This is a genomic window from Marinactinospora endophytica, from assembly GCF_054780875.1.
Map to the genome: position 1 here is coordinate 175,429 of NZ_BAAGVM010000004.1, position 25,248 is coordinate 200,676.

19 protein-coding genes and 1 CRISPR repeat array are annotated in these 25,248 nt (G+C 73.1%); of the genes, 12 read left to right on the forward strand and 7 right to left on the reverse strand.

The genetic code is table 11. The features are described from left to right. Positions 1 to 11 precede the first annotated feature (11 nt). Together ACYVHU_RS09545 and ACYVHU_RS09550 are read left to right on the forward strand one after the other, a co-directional pair. Positions 12 to 2,567 carry an ATP-binding protein gene (locus ACYVHU_RS09545; protein WP_078761511.1) on the forward strand — a complete coding sequence of 852 codons (2,556 nt, stop codon included), beginning with the start codon at positions 12 to 14 and terminating at the stop codon, positions 2,565 to 2,567. Beyond that, positions 2,567 to 3,262 carry a response regulator gene (locus ACYVHU_RS09550; RefSeq protein ID WP_078761512.1) on the forward strand — a complete coding sequence of 232 codons (696 nt, stop codon included), beginning with the start codon at positions 2,567 to 2,569 and terminating at the stop codon, positions 3,260 to 3,262. The genes ACYVHU_RS09545 and ACYVHU_RS09550 overlap by 1 nt, the downstream gene beginning before the upstream one ends. A 37-nt stretch (positions 3,263 to 3,299) precedes the next feature. Here the strand turns inward: ACYVHU_RS09550 and ACYVHU_RS09555 are convergent, their stop codons facing one another. Together ACYVHU_RS09555 and ACYVHU_RS09560 are read right to left on the reverse strand one after the other, a co-directional pair. Beyond that, positions 3,300 to 4,397, reverse strand: coding sequence for a glycerophosphodiester phosphodiesterase (locus tag ACYVHU_RS09555; RefSeq protein ID WP_078761513.1), 1,098 nt, complete (start codon positions 4,395 to 4,397; stop codon positions 3,300 to 3,302). Positions 4,398 to 4,593: 196 nt separating this feature from the next. Beyond that, positions 4,594 to 5,514 carry an aminoglycoside phosphotransferase family protein gene (locus tag ACYVHU_RS09560; RefSeq protein ID WP_078761514.1) on the reverse strand — a complete coding sequence of 307 codons (921 nt, stop codon included), beginning with the start codon at positions 5,512 to 5,514 and terminating at the stop codon, positions 4,594 to 4,596. A gap of 355 nt (positions 5,515 to 5,869) precedes the next feature. Between ACYVHU_RS09560 and ACYVHU_RS09565 the strand changes: the two genes are divergently transcribed. Beyond that, on the forward strand, positions 5,870 to 7,951 hold the full coding sequence (locus tag ACYVHU_RS09565) for an HAD family hydrolase (protein WP_498948130.1): 2,082 nt from the start codon (positions 5,870 to 5,872) through the stop codon (positions 7,949 to 7,951). Positions 7,952 to 8,036: 85 nt separating this feature from the next. Here the strand turns inward: ACYVHU_RS09565 and ACYVHU_RS09570 are convergent, their stop codons facing one another. Next, the gene (locus ACYVHU_RS09570) at positions 8,037 to 8,717 is read right to left on the reverse strand and encodes a sirohydrochlorin chelatase (RefSeq protein WP_078761516.1); all 681 of its coding nucleotides are present in this window, start codon (positions 8,715 to 8,717) and stop codon (positions 8,037 to 8,039) included. 770 nt (positions 8,718 to 9,487) lie between these two features. On the opposite strand from ACYVHU_RS09570, the gene ACYVHU_RS09575 reads away from it, so the two are divergent. The 6 genes from ACYVHU_RS09575 to ACYVHU_RS09600 are packed head-to-tail and all read left to right on the forward strand — an operon-like array spanning position 9,488 to position 17,444. Next, positions 9,488 to 10,708 carry a glycosyltransferase family protein gene (locus ACYVHU_RS09575; RefSeq protein WP_078761517.1) on the forward strand — a complete coding sequence of 407 codons (1,221 nt, stop codon included), beginning with the start codon at positions 9,488 to 9,490 and terminating at the stop codon, positions 10,706 to 10,708. A gap of 44 nt (positions 10,709 to 10,752) precedes the next feature. After that, positions 10,753 to 12,012, forward strand: a complete 1,260-nt coding sequence (locus ACYVHU_RS09580) for a glycosyltransferase (protein WP_078761518.1) — start codon at positions 10,753 to 10,755, stop codon at positions 12,010 to 12,012. 23 nt (positions 12,013 to 12,035) lie between these two features. Next, positions 12,036 to 13,175, forward strand: a complete 1,140-nt coding sequence (locus ACYVHU_RS09585; protein ID WP_498948131.1) for a glycosyltransferase family protein — start codon at positions 12,036 to 12,038, stop codon at positions 13,173 to 13,175. Positions 13,176 to 13,218: 43 nt separating this feature from the next. Beyond that, positions 13,219 to 15,024, forward strand: a complete 1,806-nt coding sequence (locus ACYVHU_RS09590) for an ABC transporter ATP-binding protein (RefSeq protein ID WP_498948132.1) — start codon at positions 13,219 to 13,221, stop codon at positions 15,022 to 15,024. Next, positions 15,017 to 16,276 carry a phosphotransferase gene (locus tag ACYVHU_RS09595; protein WP_432936725.1) on the forward strand — a complete coding sequence of 420 codons (1,260 nt, stop codon included), beginning with the start codon at positions 15,017 to 15,019 and terminating at the stop codon, positions 16,274 to 16,276. The genes ACYVHU_RS09590 and ACYVHU_RS09595 overlap by 8 nt, the downstream gene beginning before the upstream one ends. Positions 16,277 to 16,325: 49 nt before the next feature. Further along, positions 16,326 to 17,444, forward strand: a complete 1,119-nt coding sequence (locus ACYVHU_RS09600) for a phosphotransferase (RefSeq protein WP_432936728.1) — start codon at positions 16,326 to 16,328, stop codon at positions 17,442 to 17,444. Positions 17,445 to 17,500: 56 nt separating this feature from the next. On the opposite strand, the gene ACYVHU_RS09605 is transcribed toward ACYVHU_RS09600, so the two are convergent. Both ACYVHU_RS09605 and ACYVHU_RS09610 read right to left on the reverse strand, forming a co-directional pair. Beyond that, positions 17,501 to 19,156 (reverse strand): BCCT family transporter, encoded by a 1,656-nt coding sequence (locus ACYVHU_RS09605; RefSeq protein WP_078761712.1) that lies wholly within the window; start codon positions 19,154 to 19,156, stop codon positions 17,501 to 17,503. Positions 19,157 to 19,481: 325 nt separating this feature from the next. Further along, on the reverse strand, positions 19,482 to 20,204 hold the full coding sequence (locus ACYVHU_RS09610) for a maleylpyruvate isomerase family mycothiol-dependent enzyme (protein WP_078761522.1): 723 nt from the start codon (positions 20,202 to 20,204) through the stop codon (positions 19,482 to 19,484). 422 nt (positions 20,205 to 20,626) lie between these two features. Here ACYVHU_RS09610 and ACYVHU_RS09615 point away from each other — a divergent pair, with 422 nt between their 5' ends. After that, positions 20,627 to 21,436, forward strand: coding sequence for an aminoglycoside adenylyltransferase domain-containing protein (locus ACYVHU_RS09615; protein WP_078761523.1), 810 nt, complete (start codon positions 20,627 to 20,629; stop codon positions 21,434 to 21,436). A 120-nt stretch (positions 21,437 to 21,556) separates the two neighbouring features. Next, positions 21,557 to 22,318: direct repeats of the CRISPR family, unit length 29 nt; unit sequence GGGTCCATCCCCGCGTGCGCGGGGAGCAG. Positions 22,319 to 22,429: 111 nt separating this feature from the next. Here ACYVHU_RS09615 and ACYVHU_RS09620 read toward each other — a convergent pair. Together ACYVHU_RS09620 and ACYVHU_RS09625 are read right to left on the reverse strand one after the other, a co-directional pair. After that, positions 22,430 to 22,765, reverse strand: a complete 336-nt coding sequence (locus ACYVHU_RS09620) for a hypothetical protein (protein ID WP_498948133.1) — start codon at positions 22,763 to 22,765, stop codon at positions 22,430 to 22,432. Between the two features lie 564 nt (positions 22,766 to 23,329). Beyond that, positions 23,330 to 23,587, reverse strand: coding sequence for a hypothetical protein (locus ACYVHU_RS09625; RefSeq protein WP_498948134.1), 258 nt, complete (start codon positions 23,585 to 23,587; stop codon positions 23,330 to 23,332). Between the two features lie 389 nt (positions 23,588 to 23,976). Here ACYVHU_RS09625 and ACYVHU_RS09630 point away from each other — a divergent pair, with 389 nt between their 5' ends. Together ACYVHU_RS09630 and ACYVHU_RS09635 are read left to right on the forward strand one after the other, a co-directional pair. Continuing rightward, entirely contained in the window at positions 23,977 to 24,810 is an 834-nt protein-coding gene (locus ACYVHU_RS09630) for a helix-turn-helix domain-containing protein (protein WP_498948135.1), read from the forward strand. 9 nt (positions 24,811 to 24,819) lie between these two features. Continuing rightward, positions 24,820 to 24,999 carry a DUF397 domain-containing protein gene (locus ACYVHU_RS09635; protein WP_498948136.1) on the forward strand — a complete coding sequence of 60 codons (180 nt, stop codon included), beginning with the start codon at positions 24,820 to 24,822 and terminating at the stop codon, positions 24,997 to 24,999. The last annotated feature ends 249 nt before the right edge of the window (positions 25,000 to 25,248 follow it).

Here is a 25,248-nt window from a genome sequence, read left to right on the forward strand (position 1 = left end):
CAGGCAGCACAATGAGTGGTGTGGCACGTGGCAGACTCCGGATCTACCTGGGCGCAGCGCCCGGCGTCGGCAAGACCTACGCCGCGCTGAGCGAGGCGCGGCGCCGGCGGGAGCGCGGCACCGACATCGTCGTCGGCTTCGTCGAGACGCACGGGCGGCCCCGCACCGCCGAACTCCTCGAAGGGCTGGAGGTGGTCCCGCGGCGCACCCTGGTCCACCGTGGTGTGGCGTTCGAGGAGCTGGACGTGGCGGCGGTGATCGCCCGGGCCCCGCGGGTCGCGGTGGTCGACGAGCTCGCCCACACCAACGTGCCGGGGTCGCGCAACGCCAAACGCTGGCAGGACGTCGAGGAGCTGCTGGAGGCCGGCATCGACGTCATCTCCACCGTCAACATCCAGCACCTGGAGTCGCTCAACGACGTCGTGGAGCAGATCACCGGGGTGCGCCAGCGCGAGACGATCCCCGACGAGGTGGCGCGCCGGGCCGACCAGATCGAGTTGTGCGACATGTCGCCGCACGCGCTGCGCCGGCGCATGTCGCACGGCAACGTCTACCCGGTGGAGAAGATCGACGCCGCGCTGTCGAACTACTTCCGCGAGGGCAATCTGACCGCGCTGCGGGAGCTGGCGCTGCTGTGGGTCGCCGACCGGGTGGACGAGGGGTTGGCCCGCTACCGGGGCGAGCACAACATCCGCCTGACCTGGGAGGCCCGCGAACGGGTGGTGGTCGCGCTGACCGGCGGCCCCGAGGGCGAGACGCTGATCCGCCGCGCGGCGCGGATCGCCGCGCGCTCCCGTGGCGGCCGGCCCCAGCCCAGCCACCTCATGGGGGTGCACGTGGTCTCCGGCGACGGCCTGTCCTCGGCCGAGCCCGAGGCGCTGGCCCACCAGCGCCGGCTGCTGGAGCAGTTGGGCGGCACCTACCACCAGGTCCTGGGCGACGACGTGGCGGGCGCGCTGCTGGACTTCGCGCGCGGGGTCAACGCGACCCAGATCGTGCTGGGCTCCTCCCGCCGGCGCAGCTGGCAGTACGTGTTCGGGCCCGGCGTCGGGGCGACCGTGGCGCGCGAGGCCGGTGACGTCGACGTGCACATCGTCCCCCACGAGCACGTGGGCAGCGGCATGGGGCTGCTGCCGCCGCCGGCGGCGGCCGGCCTGGGCCGGGCCCGCCGCGGGTGGGGGTGGGTGGTGGCGGCGCTGGCGCCGCCGCTGGTCGCGGCGGGGTTGTGGCTGCCGCCGCTGAACCTGCTCGGCCTGTCCACCGACATGATGCTGTTCCTGCTCATCACCGTGGCCGTGGCGTTGATCGGCGGGTTGCGCCCGGCGGTGTTCTCGGCGCTGTGGGGCAGCACACTGCTCAACCTGCTGTTCACCCCTCCCCTGTACCGGTTGACGGTCGCCCAGCTCGACAACCTGGTGGCGTTGGTCGTCTCGGTCGTGGTGGGGGTGGTGGTGGCGCTGATCGTGGACGTGTCCACGCGCCGTTCGGCGCAGGCCGCCCGCGCCCGCGCCGAGGCGAGCACGCTCAGCCTCCTCGCCGGCAGCGTCCTCGGCGAGGAGGACCCGATCCCGGCGTTGCTGCGGCGCATCACCGAGACGTTCGGGCAGCGCTCGGCGGCGCTGCTGGAGCAGGACGACACGGGGCGGTGGCGGCCCCTGGCGGGGGTCGGCTCCGACCCCTGTGACCGCCCTGAGGACGCCGACGTGCTGGTGTCGGTCGGTGACACGCTCGCGCTCGCGTTACGCGGCCGGGTCCTGGCCGCCGGGGACCGCCGGGTGCTGGGCGCCTTCGCCACCCACCTGGGCATCGCGCTGGACCGCCAGCGGCTGGCCCGCGACGCCGCCGAGGCGCGCCGCCAGGCCGCGGGCAACCGGATCCGCACGGCGCTGCTCGCCGCGGTCTCCCACGATCTGCGCACGCCGTTGACCTCGATCAAGGCGAGCGTGTCGAGCCTGCGCGCCACCGACATCGACCTGGACGAGCGGGACCGGCGAGAGCTGCTGGAGAACATCGAGGAGTCCACCGACCGGCTCAACGGCCTCGTCGGCAACCTGCTCGACATGAGCCGCCTCCAGACCGACACCGTCCGGCCCAACGTCAAGGCGGTCGGCCTGGAGGAGATCGTCCCCGCCACGCTCATCGGCGTGCCCGCGCGGGCCGTGCTCGTCGAGGTCCCCGACGACCTGCCGCGCGTGGCCGTCGATCCGGGGCTGCTGGAGCGGGCGGTGGCCAACGTGGTGGAGAATGCCGTACGGCACAACCCTCCCGGCGCGGCCCCGGTGCGGATCGCCGCGAGCGCCCTCGGCGACACGGTGGAGCTGCGCGTGGCCGACCACGGCCCGGGTGTCCCCGATGAGTCCAAGGAGCGGATCTTCGAGGCGTTCCAGCGGCTCGGCGACGCTCCGCGGGGCACGGGCATCGGCCTGGGGCTGGCGGTGGCGCGCGGGTTCACCGAGGCGATGGAGGGCAGGCTGGCCGCCGAGGACACCCCCGGCGGGGGGCTGACCATGGTGTTCACGCTGCGTGGCGCGGACAAGGGACGGCACGGCGGAAAGGGGACCGGGTGATGCGGGTGCTCGTGGTCGACGACGACGCGCAGATCGTCCGCGCCATGCGGATCAACCTGCGGGCGCGCGGCTACGAGGTGGACACCGCCGCCGACGGCGCCGGCGCGCTGGAGGCCGCGGCCCGGCGCGCCCCCGACATCGTGCTGCTCGACCTGGGCCTGCCCGACATGGAGGGGATCGAGGTCATCGAGGGGCTGCGCGGCTGGTCGGCGGTGCCGATCATCGTGCTGTCCGCCCGGCACTCGGCCGGGGAGAAGGTGCGCGCGCTGGACGCGGGCGCCGACGACTACGTCACCAAGCCGTTCGGGATGGACGAGCTGCTGGCCCGGTTGCGCGCGGCGGCCCGGCGCGCGGTGCGCGTCGAGGAGGCGCCGGTCGTGCGCACCGCGACGTTCACCGTGGACCTCGGCGCCAAGCGGGTGCTGCGCGACGGCGGGGAGGTGCGGCTGACCCCCACCGAGTGGCACATCCTGGAGATCCTGGTGCGCAACGCCGGCCGGCTGGTCAGCCAGCGGCAGCTCCTGCACGACGTGTGGGGGCCGGCCTACCAGAGCGAGACGAACTACCTGCGCGTCTACCTGGCGCAGTTGCGCCGCAAGCTCGAAGCCGACCCCGCGCACCCGCGCCATCTCATCACCGAGGCGGGGATGGGGTATCGCTTCGAGCCCGGTGAGCCTCCCACGGAACAGGGCTGACCGCCGGGCGGACCGCGCTCCGCCCGGCGGCCGGCCGTCACCGGCGGTCGCGCAGGAACTTCTGGCGCGCCTTGTACAGGTGGTCGGGGTTGTCGGAGAACACGCCGTCCACCCCGGTCTCCAGGACCGCGGTGTAGTAGGCGCGGTGGTCGCCGTACTTGTCGGGCCGGGAGCCCTTGTCGTAGCCGTCGGGCAGGTGGGCGTTCTCGCTGCGCAGCGTGTAGGGGGTGACGAGCAGCCCCCGGTCGTGGGCGTCGGCGACCAGCGAGGTGGGCTCACCCGCGCGGCCGTCGGGTCCGGTGGGCAGGACCAGCGAGATCGTCGGGCCGATCGCGTCGGCGTAGCCGGCCACCTCGTCCAGCCCCTCGGGGGTGGTCAGCTCGCGCTGGCCGCCGCTGATGAGCTGGACGATCCGTACGTCGGTGCGCCGGTCGAGTTCGCGGGCGCTGTCGGGCTCGAACGACTGGAGGACCACGGGGTCGTCCTCGTCGGTGAGCCCGCGCTCGGCGAGGGCGTCGGTGACCTTCTCCTCCAGGTCCAGGCCGATGGAGTCGAAGTAGGCGCCGTGCTTGAGCTCGGGGATGATCGGGATCTGCCGGCCGTGGCGGCGGGACAGCTCCTCGCGCAGGTCGAGGATCTCCTCGAAGGTGGGGATCTCGTAGCGGCCGTCGTAGCGGCTGCTGCCGGGGCGGATGTCGGGGATGCGTTCGACGGCCCGCAGCGTCTTGAGCTCGGCGAGGGTGAAGTCCTCGGCGAACCAGCCGGTGACGCTCACGCCGTCGATGACCTTGGTGGTCCTGCGGTCGGCGAACTCGGGGTGGTCGGCGACGTCGGTGGTCCCGCCCAGCTCGTTCTCGTGCCGCGAGACGAGGTGGCCGTCCTTGGTGGCGACCAGGTCGGGTTCGAAGAAGTCGGCGCCCTGGCGCACCGCCAGCTCGTAGGCGGCGAGCGTGTGCTCGGGCCGGTAGGCCGAGGCTCCCCGGTGGCCGATGACCCACGGCGTCTCCACCAGGGACTCCTCGCCCCCGGCGGTGTCGGCCGCGGCGGGGGCCGCCACGGTGGTCAGCCCCGCGCCGAGGAGAAACAAGGTGGTCAGAGCGCCGGTCCAGGCCCGCGCCGGTGCGTTGCGCCGCATGGTTCTCCCTCGCGTTCGGTGACGATGCGAACGGGGGAACCCTGCCGGGTCGGCGCGTCCCCCCGACCCCTGCCGATTGAACGACATCCCACGGGCGGTTGAACGCTGGCGGGCGCGGCCGGGAGCGGCCAGGCGCGCGGCCGCGGTCACGGCGCGTCGTGGAGGGGGCGGACCGCGGCCGGGGAGCGAGGGCCGGTCAGCAGCTGCCGAAGTCCATCAGCGTCGCGAAGGAGGCGCTGGAGGCGCCACCGCGGTTGGCGACGGCGATCGCCATGATCGGGGCGAGGGCGCGGGCCCAGGCCAGCAGCCGCTCGGTGGGGACGCCGACGCCCGTGGCGAGGATGGCGGCGCGGTGTTCGATCTCCTCGACCGACTCGACGCGCCACAGCGCCCAGTCGGCCGCGTCGGCGGCGGCGTCTCCCAGGCAGCCGCGCGGGTCGACCGCGACCAGGCCGCGCTCGGGGCCGCCGTCGAGGACGTTGCCGGGGTGCAGGTCGCCGTGGAGCGGAACGAGGTCGTCCTCGCCCGAGGCGAGGGCGCGGGCGCGGGCGTGGCCGTGGTGCAGCACGGAGGCGGGCACGAACTCGGCGGCCAGTCCGTCGGCCCGGTAGCGTTCCCACAGGTCGAAGACGAAGTGGATGCGGCTGTGCAGCGGGTGCAGGCGCCCCCGGTCGCGTTCGGGGATGTCGGCGCCGTGCAGGTCGGCGATGAGCGCGGCGATCTCCTCCACGGTCGGCGCTCGCTCGGCCTCGGCGATGGAGCGCCCCGGTGAGATCGCCTCCATCAGCAGGCCGCCGCGCCGCCCGTCGACCTGCCACACCTCCGGTACCCGCCGGGTGCCCTCCCACAGCCGCAGGATCTGCGCCTCGTTGCGGATCAACCGGGGTTCGGGGCCGACCTTGAGCACGGCGGGGGTGCCGTCCTCGCGCCGGCAGTACAGGACCACCGAGGTGGCGCCGTGGGGCGCGGGTCCGTCGATGGTCAGTCCCCACTCGCGGGCGATCTCATCGACCAGCGCGGGCATCGCGGCCAGCCAGTTCCGTGCTCCGGCGCCGAAGCGTCGTACCAGCCTGTCTCGCTGTTCGTCATCGACCAACTGCGCTGTGACGTCGCTCATAGGGTCCACCTTATGCATCCGCGCCGCGGCCGATTCGGGGTGCGTCCGGTGCCCGCGGCACGCCGGGGGTCGGCGTGACCTGCGCGGCGTCCCGGTACCCGCGGTGTCCCCAGGGCCGCGGCCGGCCTGGTCCCGTCGCGTCCGGAACCGGACTCCTGACTGCCTTCCTGCCCGCCTCGGCGGCGACGAATCCCCTTTGGGGGGTGCCGTTCGCAACACGCCCGATGTCGTGGGCTGCCCCGCCTCCCCCGAGCGGCGTGGGAGCGTGAACGCGCCCGGGGGAGGCGCCACTTGACGACCACATACCCCCAGGGGGTATAAAGCGGATGATGACACCCGATCTCGGGAGGCCGATATGGGACCCGATGACCACGCCCGGCACCACGCGGCGGCGCCCGCCTCCACCGGAGACCCCGCGCCCGCCACCACCCCGGGCCACGGCCAGCACGCCGGCCACGACGGCCCACACGGGCACGGCGACCACGCGGCGGCGTTCCGCTCCCGCTTCCTATGGAACCTGCTGCTCGCCATCCCCGTCGTGGCCACCAGCCACATGGTCGCCGGATGGTTCGGATACTCCGTTCCGCACTGGGCCGCCTGGATCCCGCCCGTCCTGGGCACCGTGATCTTCGGCTACGGCGGCTGGCCCTTCCTCAGCGGCGCCGTCGGCGAACTGCGCGCCCGCCGGCCGGGCATGATGACGCTCGTCGCGCTGGCGATCACCGTCGCCTTCGTCGCCGGGCTGTTCTCCGCCGCCGGGCTGGCCGGACCCGCGCTGGACTTCTGGTGGGAGCTCGCCCTGCTCGTGGTCATCATGCTGCTGGGCCACTGGCTGGAGATGCGGGCGCTGGGCCAGGCATCAGGCGCGCTGGAGGCCCTCGCCGAGCTCCTGCCGGACACCGCCGAGCGGATCGCCGAGGACGGGAGCGTCGAGGAGGTGGGACTGGGCGAGTTGCGCGTGGGCGACACCGTCCTGGTCCGCTCCGGCGGCCGGGTCCCCGCCGACGGCACGGTCATGGACGGTTCGGCCGCGATGGACGAGTCGATGATCACCGGGGAGTCGCGGACCGTGACCCGCCGCGCGGGCGAGCGGGTCGTGGCGGGAACCGTGGCCACCGACTCCGCCGTCCGGGTGCGCGTCTCGGCGGTCGGCGAGGACACCGCGCTGGCCGGAATCCGGCGGCTGGTCGCCGAGGCGCAGGAGTCGCGTTCGCGCGCCCAGGCGCTGGCCGACCGCGCCGCGGCGGCCCTGTTCTGGTTCGCCCTGGTCGCGGGCGCGCTCACCTTCGCCGCCTGGTCGCTGCTGGGGCCGCTGTCCGACGCCGTGGAACGGACCGTGACCGTCTTGGTGATCGCCTGCCCGCACGCGCTCGGCCTGGCGATCCCACTGGTCATCGCCATCTCGACGACGATGTCGGCGCGCGCGGGCATCCTGGTCAAGGACCGCTTGGCGCTGGAGCGCACGCGCGCGGTGGACGTGGTGCTGTTCGACAAGACCGGCACGCTCACCCGCGGCCGGCCCACGGTCACCGGCGTCGCCGCCGCCTCCGGCCACGACGAGGAGGAGGTGCTGGCACTGGCCGGCGCCGCCGAGGCCGACTCCGAGCACCCCTTGGCCCGGGCGATCACGCGCGCCGCCCGCGAGCGGGGCCGAGTCCCCTCGGCGAGCGGCTTTCACTCCCTCACCGGCCGCGGCGTGCGCGCCGAGGTCGACGGCGCGCGGATCGAGGTCGGCGGTCCGGCCCTGCTCGCCGAGTCGGGCGCGGCCGAGCCCGCCGAACTCGTCGAACGCACCCGCGGCTGGCGGGAGCGGGGGGCCACCGTCCTGCACGTGCTGCGCGACGGCGCGGTGACCGGCGCGCTGGCGTTGGCCGACGAGGTCCGGCCGGAGTCCCGCCAGGCCGTGACGGAACTGCACGACCAGGGGGTGCGCGTGGCGATGGTGACCGGCGACGCCCGGCCCGTGGCCGACGCGGTGGCGGCCGAACTCGGCGTCGACGAGGTGTTCGCCGAGGTGCTGCCCGAACAGAAGGACCAGGTGGTGCGCGACCTACAGCGGAGAGGACACCGGGTGGCGATGGTCGGCGATGGCGTGAACGACGCGCCCGCGCTGGCCCGCGCCGACGTCGGCATCGCGATCGGCGCGGGAACCGACGTCGCGATCGAGTCGGCGGGCGTGGTGCTGGCCTCGGACGACCCGCGCGGCGTGCTGGCGGTCCGCCGCCTCTCGGCGGCCGGGTACCGCAAGATGTGGCAGAACCTGCTGTGGGCGGCGGGCTACAACATCATCTCGGTGCCGCTGGCGGCGGGGGTGCTGGCGTCGATCGGCTTCGTCCCCCCACCCGCGGTGGGCGCCGTGGTGATGAGCCTGTCGACGATCGTGGTCGCGCTCAACGCCCAGCTCCTGCGCCGGGTGGACCTGTCGCCCGGTAGGTGATGCGCTGCCGCGCCGCCGCGCGGGCGGGACCCGCGCGGCGGCGCGACGCTCATCCGGTACGGGGGCGTTCCTGACGGGGAGCGGCTCAGGCGGCCAGCCGCGACGTCGCCGCGCGGTGCTGGGCCAGCAGCGTGTCCACCACGACGTCGGAGGGCCACAGCGGCGCGGTCACGGCCGTGGCGTCGAGTTCGCGGAGACGCTCGCCGTCGGCGCCGTCGACCAGGCGCCAGGCGGCGACGGCGACCCGCGGGTTGCCGTTGCGGCGCAGCCGCGCCACGGCGTCGGAGACCGAGGGCGCCCAGGTTCCCAGGTGCCCGACCTGGACGGGTGAGTGCACCCTGCGGCTGAGCATCCGCGCGACCGCGGCCACCTGCTGGCGCTCGTCCTGGTCGCGGATGCCGTCGGCGGCGAGGACGACACCGTCGCCGGGCCGCCAGCCGGCCTGCTCCAGGCGGACCGCCAGGTTGGCGACGATCGAGGGGACGGCGCCCAACGGGGCCGTCGCGCAGGCGTCGAAACGGTCGGCGAGGTTCAGTCCGGCGAAGAGCTCGGAGCTGGCGTGGTCGCCACCGGCCAGGAAGGCCGGGACGGCGACGAGCGGTCCCTCCAGCGCCTCGACGGCGGTCTTCAGGTCGGTGTCGGAGCCGAAGGCGGTCACCACGGGAGCCTCTCCACGACTCGCGATCGCCTCGGCGAGGTCCCCCAGCGCCTCCCTGCGCTGCGGGTCGTGAGAACCGTCGGCCACCAGCAGCATCGTCGGAACCATGTCCGTCTCCTTAAAAATCGCCGAGAACGCCCACTCGGTATTGACGAGCGTAAAGATCACGGGTTTCACCCGAATGACCTCGTGTTACACACGTGAAAACAGCGTCTAATCACGACGTCCAAACGACCCAAAGGGGCGGCAAAGATCACCCGAGGTGACTCCGGAGCTCGTTCCGGGAAAAACGACGGCCGCAGGACCAGGCCCTACTTCCGCACGATAGCAACGATATACGGGGGGATTTCCTTTTTCCACAGCGGGGTGCTGTTATCGCCATCACTTCCTCCGCGGTCGCCTCCGGAGCGGGATCGCCTGAGTCTCCGACGCTCTCGCTAAGCCGGCGACTTTACTACCCGACCTCTCTAGAGAGGTTCGCGTGATTGAGATTGGCAATTAACCGCCCCGCACTGGGAAATGGGAAATACCCATCTGGACGGATGATTAACATCAGCACCGGCCTCCCGGGCACGGACTGTCGGCACATGACGCTCTCGCGTCAACGATTGCGCTGCCCAGGACACCCGCCACTTCCACCTTGGCCGCCCCCGGCCAGGTCGCCCGCGCAGGCGGGCCAATGATCCGTCACCGGATCCGCGCGCAATTTCACGTCTCGCGTTCCCACGCTCCCACCGGCGCTCCCGCCGGCGCGCACCCCTCCGCCGCCTTCTCATCGCCTTCTCGTCTCCTTAACCCCCCGTTAGGGCGCTCGCCAGCACAGTTGTTGCGCCGGGCGACACCGCCGGCCATCCCACCCGACCCCGTGGAGGATCCCTGTGACCCTGGATGACGTAGCGACCCCGCGTCCCCCGCGCGCCGCCGGGGACGGGCCCGGCCGGCTTCGCATCGCGCTGTACTCCCACGACGCCCAGGGCCTGGGCCACACGCGCCGCAACCTCGCCCTCGCCTCGGCCCTCGGCGCGCTGGAGCCGCGCCCCGACGTGCTCCTGCTCACCGGGGCGCCCGAGGCCGCGGCGTTCGGCCGTCCCCCGGGCTGTGACGTGGTCGGCCTGCCCGCGCTGGGCAAGGACCCCGACGGGGAGTACGCCGCCCGTCACCTCTCCGCCGACCTCGCCGACCTCATCTCGCTGCGCTCGGCGATCCTGTCCTCGACGCTTCGCTCCTTCACCCCCGACCTGCTCATCGTCGACAAGCACCCGCGCGGCGTGTTCGGCGAGCTGGAACCGGCGCTGCGCGTCCTGTGGCGCGGCCCCACACGCGTCGTCCTGGGTCTGCGCGACGTCTTAGACGCCCCCTCCGCCGCCGCGGCCGACTGGGAACGCGCCCGCGGCACCAGCGCGCTGCGCCGCTACTACGACGCCGTGTGGTGCTACGGCGACCCGACGCTCAGCGACCCCACGGCCGACCTCGGCCTGCCCGCCGACCTCGCCGCGCGCGTCACCCACACCGGCTACCTGGTGCCCGACCGCGGGCGGAGCGGCGCGCCCGCGCCGATGCAGACCCCCTTCGTGCTGGGACTGGCCGGCGGCGGCGCCGACGGCGCCCGCCTGGCCGAGGCGTTCGTCTCCGCCCCGCTGCCCGCGGGGGTGCACGGGGTGTTCGTCACCGGACCGCACATGCCGCCGGCGCGGCGCCGGGCGGTGGAGGCCCTGGCGGCCGGCCGCGCCGACATGAGCGTGCGCGAGTTCGCCCCCGACCTCGCCCCCTGGCTGGAACACGCCTCCGCCGTGGTGTCGATGGGCGGCTACAACACCGTCTGCGAGGCCCTGGCGGGCACCGCCCCGCTGCTGGTGGTGCCACGGGTGCGGCCACGGGCCGAACAGCTCGTCCGCGCCCTGCGGCTGGCCGGGGCCGGACTGCTCGACCTGCTGCACCCGGCGGCGCTCACCCCCTCGGGGATCGGGGCGTGGGTGGGCGAGGCGCTGGAACGTCCGCGCCGGCCGCGCGGCGGAGCCGACCTGGAGGGGCTGGCCCGCATCCCCGAACTGGCCCGGAAGCTGATCGACTCCCCGGCCTTCGCTCCCACCGCCTCCTGACCGTCCCTGTCCTGTCGGACAGGCATCCCCCGAAAGGACCCGTCATGTCCCTCTCGTCGCCCGGCGGCGCCACCGGACACCGGATCGGCTACGTGCTGAAGATGTACCCGCGCTTCTCCGAGACCTTCGTCGTCACCGAGGTCCTGGCCCGGGAGGCCCGCGGGGCCGACATCGAGCTGTTCTCGCTGCGCCTGCCCAACGACGGCCGCTTCCACGACACCCTGTCGCGGGTCCAGGCCCCCGTCACCTACCTGCCGCACACGCGGCTGCGCGCCGCGGAGCTGTGGGAGACGCTGGCCCGGGTCAACGCGCTGCGCCCCATCGGCCCCGACGCGCTCACCGCCCTGCTCGCCGCCGACGCCCGCGACGCCGCCCAGGCCATGGAGCTGGCCGTGCACGTCACCGAGCGGGGCATCACCCACCTGCACGCCCACTTCGGCTCGGTCGCCACGACCGTGGCCCGGCTGACCTCGCTGATCACGGGGGTGCCCTACTCGTTCACCGCCCACGCCAAGGACATCTTCCACGCCTCGGTGGAGCCGGCCGACCTGGCCGCCAAACTCGCCGACGCCCACCACGTGGTCACCGTCAGCGACTACAACGTCGGCCACCTCACCGACCGCTACGGGAGCGCGGCGCGGCGGGTGTACCGGGTCTACAACGGCCTGGACCTCTCCGCGCACCCCTACCGCGACCCCGTCGACCGTCTCCCGCTGATCGCCGCGGTGGGCCGCCTGGTCGAGAAGAAGGGGTTCGACGTGCTGCTGGAGGCGTGCGCCCTGCTGGTGGCGCGTGGCGTGCGGTTCCGCTGCCGCATCGCGGGGACGGGCGCGCTGGCCGGCGAGCTGACCGCGCTGGCCGAACGGCTCGGCCTGGCCGGGACGGTGGAGTTCACCGGTCCGCTCCCCCAGCCCCGGGTCCGTGAGCTGGTCGGCGCGGCCGCGGTGTTCGCGGCGCCGTGCGTCGTGGGCTCCGACGGCAACGCCGACGGGCTGCCGACCGTGCTGCTGGAGGCGATGGCGCTGGGCACCCCGTGCGTGTCCACCGACGTCACCGGCATCCCCGAGGTGGTGCGCGACGGCGAGACCGGGCTCGTGGTGGCCCAGCGGGACCCGGCCGCCCTGGCCGACGCGCTCGCCGCGCTGCTGGCCGACCCGACGCTGCGGGTCGGCCTGGCGCGGGCGGGCCGCGCACTGGTCGAGCGGGAGTTCGACGCCGCCGTCCAGGCCGGCCGGCTCGACGCGCTCCTGCCCCCGCCCCCGGTGACCGGACCTCCCGTGCCCGCCGCCGTCGCGGCCCTGTGACCAGCCCCGTCAAGGAGGACAACGTGCGAATCGCCTATGTGTGCGCCGACCCCGGCATCCCGGTGTTCGGCTCCAAGGGGGCCTCCATCCACGTCCAAGAGGTCCTGCGGGTCCTGCTGGCGCGCGGCGCGCGCGTCGAGCTGTTCTGCATGCGCACGGGCGGCCCGCCGCCCGCCGACCTCGCCGGCATCCCCGTGCACGAGGTCGCGCCGGCGCGCACCGGTGACACGGCCACGCGCGAGCGCATGACGATGCGCGCCGCCGCGGCCCTGGAGAACCTGATGGAGGCCGCCGGCCCCTACGACCTGGTCTACGAGCGCTACGCGCTGTGGGGCGGGTTCGCGTTGGAGCGGGCGAGCGCGGCCGGGGTGCCCGGCGTGCTGGAGGTCAACGCCCCGTTGATCGAGGAGCAGGCCGAGCACCGCGGCCTGGTCCACCGGCGCGGCGCCGAGGCGATCCTGTCGCGCACCCTCACCGTGGCCTCGGCCGTGGTGTGCGTGTCGGGACCGGTCGCGGAGTGGGTGCTGGCCCACGGCGCGCCCCCGCAGCGGGTCCACGTCATCCCCAACGGCGTGGACGTACGACGGTTCCGGCCCGCCGACCGGGAACCCGACGGCCCGTTCACCGTCGGCTTCACCGGTTCCCTCAAGCGCTGGCACGGCGTGGACGTGCTGGTGGGCGCGTTCGCCCGGATGCGCGGGGACGACGCGCGGCTGCTGATCGTCGGCGACGGCCCCGAGGCCGCGTCGCTGCGCGACCTCGCCCACCGGCTGGGCGTCGCCGAGCGGGTCGAGTTCACCGGGGCGCTCCCGCCCGACCGGGTGCCCGCGCAACTGCGCCGGATGCACGTGGCCGCGGCGCCCTACCGGGCCGAGGGCGGACACTACTTCTCACCGCTGAAGCTCTATGAGTACCTGGCGGCGGGCCTGCCCGTGGTCGCCGGCGACGTCGGCCAGATCGGCCAGGTCGTCGTCCCCGGCTCCAACGGCCTCCTGGTCCCCGGCGGCGACGCCCCCGCGCTGGCCGCCGCGCTGGAGTCCCTGCGCGACGACCCCGCGGCGCGCGCCCGGATGCGCGCCGCCGCCCGCCGCACCGCCCTGGGGCACACCTGGGAGGCGGTCGTGGAACGCACGCTGGCCGTCGCCGGTCCGATCGCGGTATGACCACCCCCGTCCCCACCCCGCTGCCCCCTGAAAGGACCACAAGATGGCCCGACCGAAGAACCTACGGGAGTCCCTGCCGGGGCTGCGCCGTATCTTCGGCCACCTGCGCCCGCATCTGCGCCAGGAGCGGACCCTCGTCGCCGGCGGCTTCATCGCGCTGTTCACCGAGGTCGCCTTCCGGCTGCTGGAACCCTGGCCGCTGAAGATCGTCCTGGACGCGGTGGTCCGTCCCGACCTGGAGCCGACCCCGCGCCTGATGTTGATGCTGGTGCTGTGCGGGGTGACGGTCGTCGCGTTCGCCGGGATGCGCGCGCTGGCCTCCTACCTGATGACGAGCGCGTTCGCGCTGGCCGGGTCGCGCGTGCTCACCAAGGTCCGGGGCGACCTGTTCGCCCACCTGCAACGCCTGTCGTTGCGCTACCACCGCAGCAGCCGCGCCGGCGACCTGCTGACCCGGCTGACCGGGGACGTCAACCGGTTGCAGGAGGTCGCCGTCACCGCGGCGCTGCCCATGGTGGGCAACGTCGTCACCCTGCTGGGGATGAGCGTCGTCATGCTCATCATCAACTGGCCGCTGGCCTGCCTGGTGCTGGCGATGTTCCCGGTGTTCGCGCTGTACGGGACGCGGGACTCCGCGCGGATCAACTCGGCGGCGCGCGAGCAGCGCCGCCGCGAGGGCGAGCTGGCCGGCGGCGCGGCCGAGGCGCTGGCCGCCATCACCGTCGTGCAGTCCTACGGCCTGGAGGCCGAACAGCAGAGGGGCTTCGCCGCCAGCAACGACTCCAGCCTCGTCTCGGGCGTGCGCGCCACCCGGCTGTCGGCGGGGCTGGAACGGCGCACCGACCTGCTCGTGGGCATCGCCACCGGCATGGTCGTGACCGCGGGCGGGTATGCCGCTCTCTCAGGCAGCCTCACCCCCGGCGAACTGGTGGTGTTCGTGACCTACCTGAAGAGCGCGTTCAAACCGATGCGGGACATGGCCAAGTACACCGGCCGCATCGCCAAGGCCGCGGCCAGCGGTGAGCGCGTCGCCGAGCTGCTCGCCGTGCGCCCCGACATCACCGACGGGCCGCTCGACGTCACCCCGCCGCGCCGCGGCGAGGTCCGCTTCGAGTCGGTGAGCCTGGACTACGGCGCGGGCCGGTGGGGGCTGCGCGGACTGGACCTGGCGGTGCCCGCGGGCACCCGGGTCGGCGTGATCGGCCCGTCGGGGTCGGGCAAGTCGACGATGGCGTCGCTGCTGCTGCGCCTCCAGGACCCCACCGAGGGGCGGGTGGTGATCGACGGGCTGGACCTGCGCGACCTGCCGGTCGCGGCGGCGCGCTCGCAGGTGGCGATCGTGCTCCAGGAGTCGGTGCTGTTCGCCACGACGATCCGGGAGAACATCCGGCACGGCGACCCCACCGCCGACGACGCGCAGGTCGAGGCCGCCGCCCGGGCCGCCAACGCGCACGGCTTCGTCTCCGCGCTGCCCGACGGCTACGACACGGTGCTGGGCGAGCGCGGGGCGACCCTGTCGGGCGGGCAGCGTCAACGCATCGCGATCGCCCGGGCGATGCTGCGCCGCTCCCCCATCGTGGTGCTGGACGAGGCGACGACCGGCCTGGACCCTGATAGCCGGCGGGAGGTCCAAGACGCGCTGGCCGAACTGACCCGGGGGCGCACGACCTTCCTCATCTCCCACGACATCGACGCGGTCGCCGACTGCGACGTCGTCATCGCCATCCACGACGGGCGGGTGCTCGCCCAGGGACGGCCCCAGGAGGTCATCGAGGTGACCGCGAACATCGCCGCCGCGTCGGAGACGACCGGCTCCCCGACCGAGCCGAGGAGGCCCACCGGTGCTTGAGCCAGCGGACGCCGAGATCGCCGACCGCGACCCCGCCCTTCCCGCGCTGCGGGTGGTGCTCGACCACGAGGCGCTGACCTCGCTGGTGGCGGAGCTGCTGCCCGCGGACGCGAAGGCCCCCGAACGGGTCACCGTCACCTACCTGCGCTACAAGCCGGGCACCAGCCTGACCGCGGCGCTGCGGCTGGGGTACGGCGGCAGGACCCGCCGCGCCTTCCTGCGGGCCTACACGGCCGAAGGCGACGGCAAGCTCGGTAAGGACGTCCGCCACGCCGAGGGGCCCCCCGCGCCGGCCCCGCCAGGCGTCGATCTGACGGAAGTGACCGATCCGGGCTGGCGGGGCCCCCTGGTCGCCCCCGACCTGGGGCTGGTGGTGGCGGCGCCCGCCGACGACCGCGCCCTGCCGGCGCTGCGCCACTTCGCCGGCGCCCCCGGGTTCGCCTCGCAGGGGACCCGACGCGCGCGGACCCTGCGCCACAAGCCGGGACGGCGCTGGGTGGGCCGGCTCGACGGCGACGCCCGGCGCCCCGAGCACGTGCTGCGCGCCCACTCGGGCGGGGTGAACGTCGCCCCCTATGTCACGCTGGCGGCGGCCGGGCTGCCGGTGCCGGAGGTGACCAGGGTCAGCAGGTTCGGGCTGTTGGCCACGCGCTGGATCCCCGGGACGCCCCTGGACGGAGCGCTCGCGGCCGGTGACGTCGACGCGCCGGCCGCCGTGGGAGGTCTCCTCGCCCGGTTGCACGCCGTCCCGGCGCCCCGGGAGCTCCCCGAAGCCCGGCCCACGGACCCGGCTGTGGCCGCGCGGGCCGTCGCCGCGCTCCTGCCCGACCTCGCGGCGCGGGCGGAACAAGTCGCCCAGGCGTGCGCCCGGGCCCTGGAACCGGAGCCGGGCGTCCTGGTGCACGGCGACCTCTCCGCCGACCAGGTCCTGCTGACCGAGCGGGGTCCGGCGCTGATCGACCTGGACCGGGTGCGCGTGGACGCCCCGGCCGCGGACCTGGCGTCCTTCGTGGCCGCCGAGATCGCCGCGGGCCGGGCCCTGGCCGGCGCCGAACCGGACCGGGTGCTGGGCCCGCTCCTCGACTCCTACCTGGAGGCCCGCCCCGGCCGGCCCCGGCCGCGGGGGCTGGCCGCGCACACGGCGGCGGCACTGCTGAACCGGTGCGCCGAGCCGTTCCGGCACCGCGTGCCCGGCTGGGCGGGGCAGGCCCGGATGCTCGTCGAGACGGCCGCCGGACTGGTGGGCGCGTGAACGAGGACCACGCGGCGCAGGACGGCCGCGCCCACCCGTGGAGGATCCCGTGACCGAACGCTTCGTCGCCGACCGGGTCGTCTCCCCCGCCACCGGCGAACCGCTGCTGCTGCGCCGGGCCTGGCCGCGCGGCACCGACCACGCCCTGGTCGAGTGGGAGCAGGCCGACGGGCGGCGCGTCGCGGGGCAGTGGTTCGCCGACCCGGACCGGCTGGAACGGGTCGCGGCGGCGACCCCGGGCGCGTCCGCCCTGCCCGGGGAGGGCGTGCTGCTCCAGCCCGACGGGGCCGACCGCAGGCTGCCGAGGGTGCGCGCGCTCGTCCGGGCCGGCGGCCGGCTGGTCGCCCACCGGCCGGAACGGCGCGCCGTGGTGCGCACCGACCGCGGCTACGTCAAGGCGGTGCGGCCGGGCCGTGAGACCGCCCTCGTGGCCCGCTTCGAACAGGCCGAGCGCCTGGCCGGGACGGCGTTCGCGGTGCCGCGGCTGCTGGAGGACATGGGCGAGGGGGCGACCCTGTGGTCGGCGCTGCCGGGCGAGCCGCTGACGCGCCCCGCGGCCGGCGGGCGGGTCGGCGACTGGCTGCTCGACTGGTACCGGGCCGGCGCCGCGCTGGCCGTACTGCACGCGGCAGAGCCCCCCTCACCCGGTCCGGGCGGGCAGGGCGGACTGCCCCGGCACACCCCCGCTGACGAGAAGGAGACGGTGCTGCGCTGGCTGCGCCCGGCCTGGCGGTTCGGGCTGCTGCCGCACGCCGACCCCGACCCGGTGCTGGCCGCGCTCGGGGAGGAGGCCGGCGCGCCGCTTCGCCCGGTGCACCGCGACTGCTACGACAAGCAGTTCGTCGCCGCTCCCGAGGCCGAGCGGATCGGGCTGGTGGACCTGGACACCCTCGCGCTCGGCGAACCCGCGGTGGACGTGGCCAACGTCGTGGCGCACCTGGAACTGCGGAGCGCCCAGGGGGTGGTGGGCCCGGCCCGCGCCCGGGCGGCGCGGGCCGCGTTCCTGGCCGGGCTGGAGCCCGACGAGGCGACGCTGCGCCGGGTTCCCGCCTACGCGGCGGCGACCCGGCTGCGCCTGGCCGGGGTCTACGCCTTCCGGCCCCGCTGGCGGGGGCTGGCCCGGGAGCTGTACGCCTCGGCGCTGGAATCGCCCCCGGCCCCCGGTTGAGACGGGCCGGGGCCGCGCCCCGCCGGGCACGGCGGCGGCACGGCCCCGGTTCGCGGTCAGTAGCGGCCGGCGAACTCCGGCTCCTTGCGGCCCACCTCGGAGGGGCCGGTCCAGGAGGGGACCTCCTCGTCGCGCTTCTCGGGGATGCCCGCCGCGTCGGCGCGGGAGAGCAGACCCTGCTCGACGGCCATCCAGCGGATGATGCGCGGCGTGGTCCACAGGGTCGGCAGCATGATCAGGCCGACGGGGACGGCGGTGACCACGATGAACGACTGGAGGGCGTTGACCCCTCCGTCGCCGATCGCGATGAGGACCGCCGCGGCGGCGCCCATCACGACGCACCAGAAGGCGCGGATGACGGGGCGCGGTTCGCTGTCGCGCATGCCCGAGGCGGCCAGCGCGTAGGACATCGAGTCCATGGTGGAGGCGACGAAGACGACCGTCACCACCAGGACGATCACGCCGAGCAGGGCGCTCATCGGCAGCTGCTGCACGATCGACAGCGCGGCGGCCGGCAGACCGGTCTCCTCGTAGGGGCCGGAGACCGAACCGGGGTTCTGCGTCTCCAGCCAGATGCCGGTGCCGCCCAGGGCGGTGAACCAGAACGTGGTGACCACGGTCGGCAGGACGGTTCCGCCGATGAAGATCTCCCGGACGGTGCGGCCCTTGGAGATCCGCGCGATGAAGATCGCCATCAGCGGGGCGTAACCGACCCACCAGGCGAAGAAGAAGGTGGTCCAGGAGCCCAGCCACGACCCGTCGCCGCGGTAGACCGACATCGACAGGAACTGGGTGGCGTGCAGCGCGAAGGCGTCGAAGAAGGTGTTGAAGACGAACACCGCCGAGCCGAGGGCCAGCACGCAGACGAGGAGGGCGAGCGCGACCCACACGTTGAGCCGGCTGAGGAACTGGATGCCCTTGTCCAGACCGCTGAGCACCGAGATCGCGGCGACCACGGTCAGCCCGATGATCACCACGAGCTGGGTGGCGTAGCCGTCGAACGTCCCGAACATCTCACCGGAGATGTAGGAGACCTGAAGGCCGAGGAAGCCCACCGGGCCGACCGTTCCGGCGACGACGGCGAGGATGCAGCAGATGTCGGCGACCGTGCCGATCCAGTGGTCCTTGACCCGGTCGCCCATGATCGGGTACAGCAGGGTGCGCGGCCGTAGCGGCAGGCCGCGTTGCACGCCCCGCATCATGACGAACGTCGCCAGCGTCCCGCCGACGGCCCAGCCCAGGAAGCCCCAGTGGATGAAGCTCTGGGCCAGCGCCACGCTCTCGGGCGAGGGGTCGGTGGCGCCGCCGCCGGTCCCGAACAACGGCGGGGTGTCGACGTAGTGGGCGATGGGCTCGGCCGCCGCCCAGAACACGCCGCCCGCGCCGAGCAGGGTCGTCATCACCATGGCGACCCACTTGAACCAGCCGAACTCCGGACGCGCGATCCCGCCCATGCGGACCCGGCCGTAACGGGAGCAGGCGAGGACGGCGGCGACCAGGAACGTGGCCAGGAGGAAAAGCTGCCAGTAGGCGCCGAACCAGTCGGCGGACCAGGTGAACGCCGTGTCGACGGCGTTCTCCGTGGCGGTGGGGAAAAGGAGGGCTGCGGCGACGAAGGCGATGAGGGCTCCGCCACTGACGCCGACCACCCAGGTGTCGACCCGCCCCTCCTCTCGTTTTCGGAGGGCACGGGTGCGTACACGTTCAACCATGTTGACCATGGGAATGAGAACTCTTCTCAGCTCGTCTGGACCGGTCGAAACGGTCCTCAGACGCCTGCCGGGTCGGCAATGAACGACCCCGAAGACGACAAAAACGTCTTTTCTATCAAATTGCGACGGTACCCGGCGAAGTAACGCGCCATGCACCGTCACGCTGTGGCGGATCACTCACTCCGGCGTGCCTGGCGCACATCCCGGCGGGGATCCGCCATCGCGACGGCGGTCGGAACCGCGACGTGACGCCGTTCACCGCGGGACGTGGTTCATGCCACCGCGGACGCGCCCACCGGCCGCCACCACGCCGTCCCGGGCCCGGTCACCTCCACGCCGGCGGACGCGGCGCCTCCCGCTCGGTCCCCGTGCGCAGCCGTGTCCCGCGCTCGCGGCCCGTCAGCCAGCCCAGCAGGTCGGCGGCGGGCCCGGTCACCTCGGCGACCTCGCCCTCCCCCGCGACCTCCCAGGTCCGTCGCCGGTCGGTGGCGACCAGGTGCAGCGCCGGGCATCCCGGCCGCTGCGAGAGGTCGCCGGCGGCGCGGTCCAGCAGCGCGTCGACCAGCTCCGCCGGCAGGTCCGCGCAGGAGTCGCCCGCGTTGAGGTCGACGAGGTGCAGCCACACCTCGACCACGCGCTCCCAGGGAAGGTCGCGCGCCGTGATCTCGGCCCCCCGCGCGTCGGTGAGGACGGTGTCCGGTTCGGCCTCCCCCAGCCCGGCCAGGGCCTCGCTCAGCCGGCGCGCGGAGTCGGCGAACTCGGCGCGCAGCCACTCCGGCGGGTCCTGCGCGCCCTCCTCGATCTGGGCGTCGCGCTCCTCCGGCGACGGGTACATCGGGGTCTGCACACCGGTGCGCGCCCAGGCGACCAGGTTCAGCAACGCCCCGGCGTTGGCCACGAGGTGGGCGATGACGTGCGCCCTGGTCCACCCCGGCAGCCGCGAGGGCACCCGGAAGTCGGCGTCGGGAAGGCCCGCGATCCGTTCGGCGAAACGCTCGGTTCCCTGTTCCAACCACGACTGGATCTGTTTCGGTTCGAGCTGCGGCATCAGGTTCTTCCTGGCTCGGGGGCGGGCCGTCCATGTCCGTCCCTTAGATCCCCCATGGCCGCTGGTTTATGCTCGATGGCCCGCGGCCGCCACCGGGCCGGGCCGCGAAACCGGGCGCGTGGTGGTGCGCGCACCACCATCCACGGGGACATGGCACCAGACTCGCGCCGCTTCGCTTGCCAAGCCGCGCACCGGCTCCCAGACTGGAAGGCAGGGGCCGCGCAGCCGGCCCCTGCGACAACCGAACGCATGAGCATCGACGCCGCCTGCCGTCCCCGATTCCCCCGCGCGCAGCGGAACCGGGAACCGGACGGGGTCGTTGGACGTGAAGGGCCCAGGCCCCGCGCCATCGCCGGCGATGGCGCCGCGCGAGCGCTCACGACCCTCACTTCCGCGGCCAGGCGGAGCAGACTGGAGACCACATGGCTGTCCATCCGCAGGCGCGGACCGTTGCCGAGACGTTCCTCAGGGACATCGACGGCGAGGCCCCCGGCTTGGTGGAGGGCCTGTACCTCACGGGGTCGGTCGCCCTGGACGACTACCGTCCGCACGTCAGCGACGTCGACTTCGTCGTGGTCACCGCCCGCCGCCTCACCGACACCGACTTCGACGCGCTGCGCCGCGTCCACTCCCGCATGCGGTCACGGTTTCCCCGACCGCAGTTCAACGGCATCCACGTCACGTGGGAGGATCTCGACGACGACCCCGCCGCGTGCGGCCCTCTCGCGTCGGTGAACGCGGGCCGGCTGCGCCGCAAGGCGAGCGCCGACGTCAACCCGGTCACCTGGCACGTGCTCGCCGAGCGCGGCGTCACCGTGCGCGGGCCGCTCCCCGTCGAGCTGGACATGTGGAACGAGCGCGACAGCCTGCGCGACTGGTCGCTGGGCAACCTCGACGAGCACTGGCGCCGCTGGCGGGCCAAGGCCGGCCGGCTGGTCACGCCGCGCGGCCTGGCCGCGCTGGGGTCGCTGGCGCCGTCGTGGAGCGTGCTGAGCGTCAGCCGGCTGCACTTCACGTTGCGCACGGGCGAGATCACCTCGAAGTCCGGCGCGGGGCGTTACGCGCTGCACGCCTTCCCCGAGCGGTGGGACCGCATCGTCAACGAGTGCCTGCGCATCCGCCGCGGCTCCCGGCTCCCGTCGCTCTACCAGAGCGCGCTGGCCCGCCGCCGCGCCGCCCTCGACTACATCGAGATGGTCCTGGACGACGCCCTCTCCCCCCAGCCGGCCTGACCCGCCGCCCAGACGCACACGTGGGGCCTCTCCCGGAACACCGGGAGAGGCCCCACGTTCTTCGCCCACCCTGAACTGGCCCCGACCGCTCCGGCTCGCCACCCCGGGCGGGCACGGAGAGGGGCCGTCCCCGCGTGCGCGGGGAGCAGCGACGCTCTGTATCGAGCATCCCGGTATCCCCAGGGTCCATCCCCGCGTGCGCGGGGAGCAGGAGGGCGGTCCGATCCTGATCGAGATCTCCTCGGGTCCATCCCCGCGTGCGCGGGGAGCAGGAGGGCGGTCCGCTACTGGTGGGCCCATTTGCGGGGCCATCCCCGCGTGCGCGGGGAGCAGTCCCCCCAGAGGTGGTCAGCGTAAAGCTGGTCGGGGCCATCCCCGCGTGCGCGGGGAGCAGAGGACGTGCACGGGGCGCACCCGGCTCCGGCTGGGGCCATCCCCGCGTGCGCGGGGAGCAGAATCCCGGGATGAGGCGCGGACCGATCTGCGAGGGGCCATCCCCGCGTGCGCGGGGAGCAGGCAATCGCATCGCGAGCTACTTCTCCCGTGTCGGGTCCATCCCCGCGTGCGCGGGGAGCAGCTCCAGCGATGAGCCCAGCCCCTCGAACAGGCGGGTCCATCCCCGCGTGCGCGGGGAGCAGTGGGTCCACCTCACCGCCAACCAGCCGACCCTGGGTCCATCCCCGCGTGCGCGGGGAGCAGCCACCACGCCGTCGAGGAGTAGCCCGCACGCCGGGTCCATCCCCGCGTGCGCGGGGAGCAGGCGAAGGTCCACACTTACGAACCCACAGGTTCGGGTCCATCCCCGCGTGCGCGGGGAGCAGGGAGGGAGCCGCGTGGATCTACCGGGCTGCCTGGGTCCATCCCCGCGTGCGCGGGGAGCAGTCTTATTGACCTGGGACGTTACCAGCTGACCCCCTCGGTTTCGACCACTTCTTAAGAAAAGGGCGAAGCGCGCGATAGGCCACCAAACGCCCATTCAATACCCAGGGGAAATCACCCTCTTCCCGTCACCGGCTTGTCCGACTGATCGGCGTGGCCGGCCGCATGGGACTTCAGGCGAGCCTTGATCGTGTCGAGCGCGACCCCGTAGGCGCGGGCAAGCGAACGCTGAGACTCCCCCGCCCGAAACCGCGCCGCGATCTCCTCCACCGGCAGGTCCAACTGTCCGCCGGGTGGACGAACCGCGATACCCGCACGACGTAGATGACGCGCCACCACGCTGCCCGCCGCCCCCACCCGCATCCCGACCTCGGCCAACGACAATCCCTGGACCACATACATCTCTCGCAACACTCCGATATCCAGATCAGCGCGCCGCGGCGGAGCCACCCTCACCCACCTCCCTTCCCACAGGACGGGAGATGGCAGGAGCATGGCCGGTGAGGCACCACCGCACCGGGCGCCGCCCCACCACCCGCGCGCGTCTCCCCTCAAGGGAGCCCGCGGGGAAGCGAGCCGGGGAAACGGTCGGAGAACCCGCTGGAACGCGTCGAGGAATGCGGACTCCCCGCGCAGCCTCACGGTCAAGAGCGGATGTGCTCCCGGATCGTAAGACGGCGAGGAGCGCCTCAACGGTCTCGGCCTCACGCAGTCCCGAGGAGGTCATCGCCCAGTACCGCTGGGTCACCTCCCCCCACCACACCACCACGCCCGGGAAACGCCGCCGCACCGCAGCCGCTCGTCGATGCTCCACCGCGAACTCCCGGCAACGCCCCCACACCGCCCCGCCCTCGTTCGCCGCCCGCGCCGCACGACACCTTTGGTGCGCACACGACACACAGGCACCACCCCGGCCCAGAGTCTCCTCCCCGCCAGGCCGACATCCCTCACCACTACGAGGCGAACCGGGACGAGCGTTGCCGCCCACTGGATCGCAAGACGGGTTCATGTCCCTCACCCTCCCGCCGGGGCCATGAACACCAGATCGTTCAACGCGGCCAACTCCTCGGCGCGCTGGCGCTCCTCGGCCTCCACCACATAACGGCGCACCCGCGACGGCGGCTCCGCCACCGACAACATCACCTCGAACAACTCCCGATCCGACGCCGCGAACACCAGATCCGGCTGCCCCCGATGCCGCGCCCGATACGGCATCACCGCGTCGTAGTCATAGGTGAGCTCCCACTTATGCGCATACCGCTCCGCGAGCACACACCACCCGTAGTGATCCGGTATCCGCCGAGGCGGGGGCGGTGCCTGCCGCGCCGGCAACACCGGCGGTGGAGTTGGAGGGGGAACCGGAGGACGTGCCACCCTCGAGGCGGGATCCCCCACCCGCGCGCCCCCTGACGACCACAACCGCAACAACGACAAACCCATCCAGAAATACAAAGAAAGGACCGTCATAGGAACCCCAAGAGAACAGGCCAGGTGAGACACCCGGCAAGATCCAACACTCTCAGCATGAAACGTAGAATCTACGATTTCAACGAGAAAGAAGTAGATGGGCGACCTGGAATTACAACTTTGTATTGGATGGAATTTCTGACTCGGGATTGCGTGGATAATATGAGCGCCCAGCTCGTCGGGAGGTAGACGCGGTGCCGGACAGCCCCACCATCAAGAGACGGCAGCTTTCCAATGAACTCCGTCGTCTCCGCGCAGCCGCCGGCTTGACAGTCGAGCAGGCCGCCGAAGCCCTCGAATGGTCACGGGCGCGACTGGGACACATCGAAACCGGTCGCCGCAAGAAACCTCTCATCACCGACGTGAAGGCGCTGCTCGATCTCTACAAGGTCACAGACGAGCGCGAACGTGATGCCGTACTCAACCTCGCTCGTAGTGCACGGGAATCCGGATGGTGGACTCGCTACGACGATGTGCTCACCGGACATTTCGTGGGCTTCGAGGCAGCCGCACGCAACATCGGTACCTACCAGCCCACCGTCATCCCAGGTCTACTTCAGACGCCCGCCTACATCAGGGCCATGACGCGCGCCGCCCTCATCGTGGACACAGACGACATCCAGCGAGTAATCGCCACGAGACAAAACCGCCAGGCGCTCCTCACCTGCCCTGACCGACCAGACGTGTGGGCCGTCATTGACGAGGCCGCGCTGCTGCGCCTCGGTGACGGGGACATGGCACGCGAGCAGATCCAGCACCTGATTGACGTCATAGAGGACACCGCGAACTCAGTGACAGTACAGGTGCTCTCACTCGATGCCGGATTACACGCGGGCGTCGGCGGTCCCTTTGTCCTGCTGGATTTCGATGAGAGCACGAAGCCGCTGGTCTACATCGAGACCGACACCGACGGGCTGTACTTGGAGGAAGAGAAAGAGATCGAGCGCTACCGCAAGCTCTTCCTGCACATCCAGGCGGCAGCATGGAAGCCAGCGAAGTCTCTGGACTACCTGAAGAGCAAACTCTAGAGAGACGCCATGGACACGATCCCCGACTTCCGCAAGTCCTCCCACAGCAGGAGGAACGACTGTGTCGAGATCGCCGACCTGTTCGGCGCCGCCGCCGTCCGCGACTCCCAGAACCCGGACGGCCACCTGATCTTCCCGGCAGGCGAGATGGCCGCCTTCCTCGACGCGATCAGGGCCGACGAACTCTAGACCTCAAGAGCCAGGGCCTGGCGGCACATACCAGAACCACGTCAAGGATGCCCCTCACCCACGCTCGGTATCGTCTGCCCTCTGGAGATACGTTCGGTCACGCCGATCGCGCCCCCGCGGCGTCCTCGCCCTGGCCTCTCACTTCGTCCCCGTCGACGGCACAGCCACGACGACCGACTTTTTCACCTCGCCTGGACAGAACCCACGGGCGGGGCAGGGCCACGCCTCCTTCTTATGGAACGATCCCCG

What these genes read in the sequence shown, in the direction of transcription:
- ACYVHU_RS09635 (WP_498948136.1), top strand. Translation starts at nt 24,820, where the DNA reads ATGGACACGATCCCCGACTTCCGCAAGTCCTCCCACAGCAGGAGGAAC.
- ACYVHU_RS09615 (WP_078761523.1), top strand. Translation starts at nt 20,627, where the DNA reads ATGGCTGTCCATCCGCAGGCGCGGACCGTTGCCGAGACGTTCCTCAGG.
- ACYVHU_RS09580 (WP_078761518.1), top strand. Translation starts at nt 10,753, where the DNA reads ATGTCCCTCTCGTCGCCCGGCGGCGCCACCGGACACCGGATCGGCTAC.
- ACYVHU_RS09560 (WP_078761514.1), bottom strand. Translation starts at nt 5,514, where the DNA reads ATGAGCGACGTCACAGCGCAGTTGGTCGATGACGAACAGCGAGACAGG.
- ACYVHU_RS09605 (WP_078761712.1), bottom strand. Translation starts at nt 19,156, where the DNA reads ATGGTTGAACGTGTACGCACCCGTGCCCTCCGAAAACGAGAGGAGGGG.
- ACYVHU_RS09570 (WP_078761516.1), bottom strand. Translation starts at nt 8,717, where the DNA reads ATGGTTCCGACGATGCTGCTGGTGGCCGACGGTTCTCACGACCCGCAG.
- ACYVHU_RS09565 (WP_498948130.1), top strand. Translation starts at nt 5,870, where the DNA reads ATGGGACCCGATGACCACGCCCGGCACCACGCGGCGGCGCCCGCCTCC.
- ACYVHU_RS09610 (WP_078761522.1), bottom strand. Translation starts at nt 20,204, where the DNA reads ATGCCGCAGCTCGAACCGAAACAGATCCAGTCGTGGTTGGAACAGGGA.
- ACYVHU_RS09545 (WP_078761511.1), top strand. Translation starts at nt 12, where the DNA reads ATGAGTGGTGTGGCACGTGGCAGACTCCGGATCTACCTGGGCGCAGCG.
- ACYVHU_RS09555 (WP_078761513.1), bottom strand. Translation starts at nt 4,397, where the DNA reads ATGCGGCGCAACGCACCGGCGCGGGCCTGGACCGGCGCTCTGACCACC.
- ACYVHU_RS09590 (WP_498948132.1), top strand. Translation starts at nt 13,219, where the DNA reads ATGGCCCGACCGAAGAACCTACGGGAGTCCCTGCCGGGGCTGCGCCGT.
- ACYVHU_RS09550 (WP_078761512.1), top strand. Translation starts at nt 2,567, where the DNA reads ATGCGGGTGCTCGTGGTCGACGACGACGCGCAGATCGTCCGCGCCATG.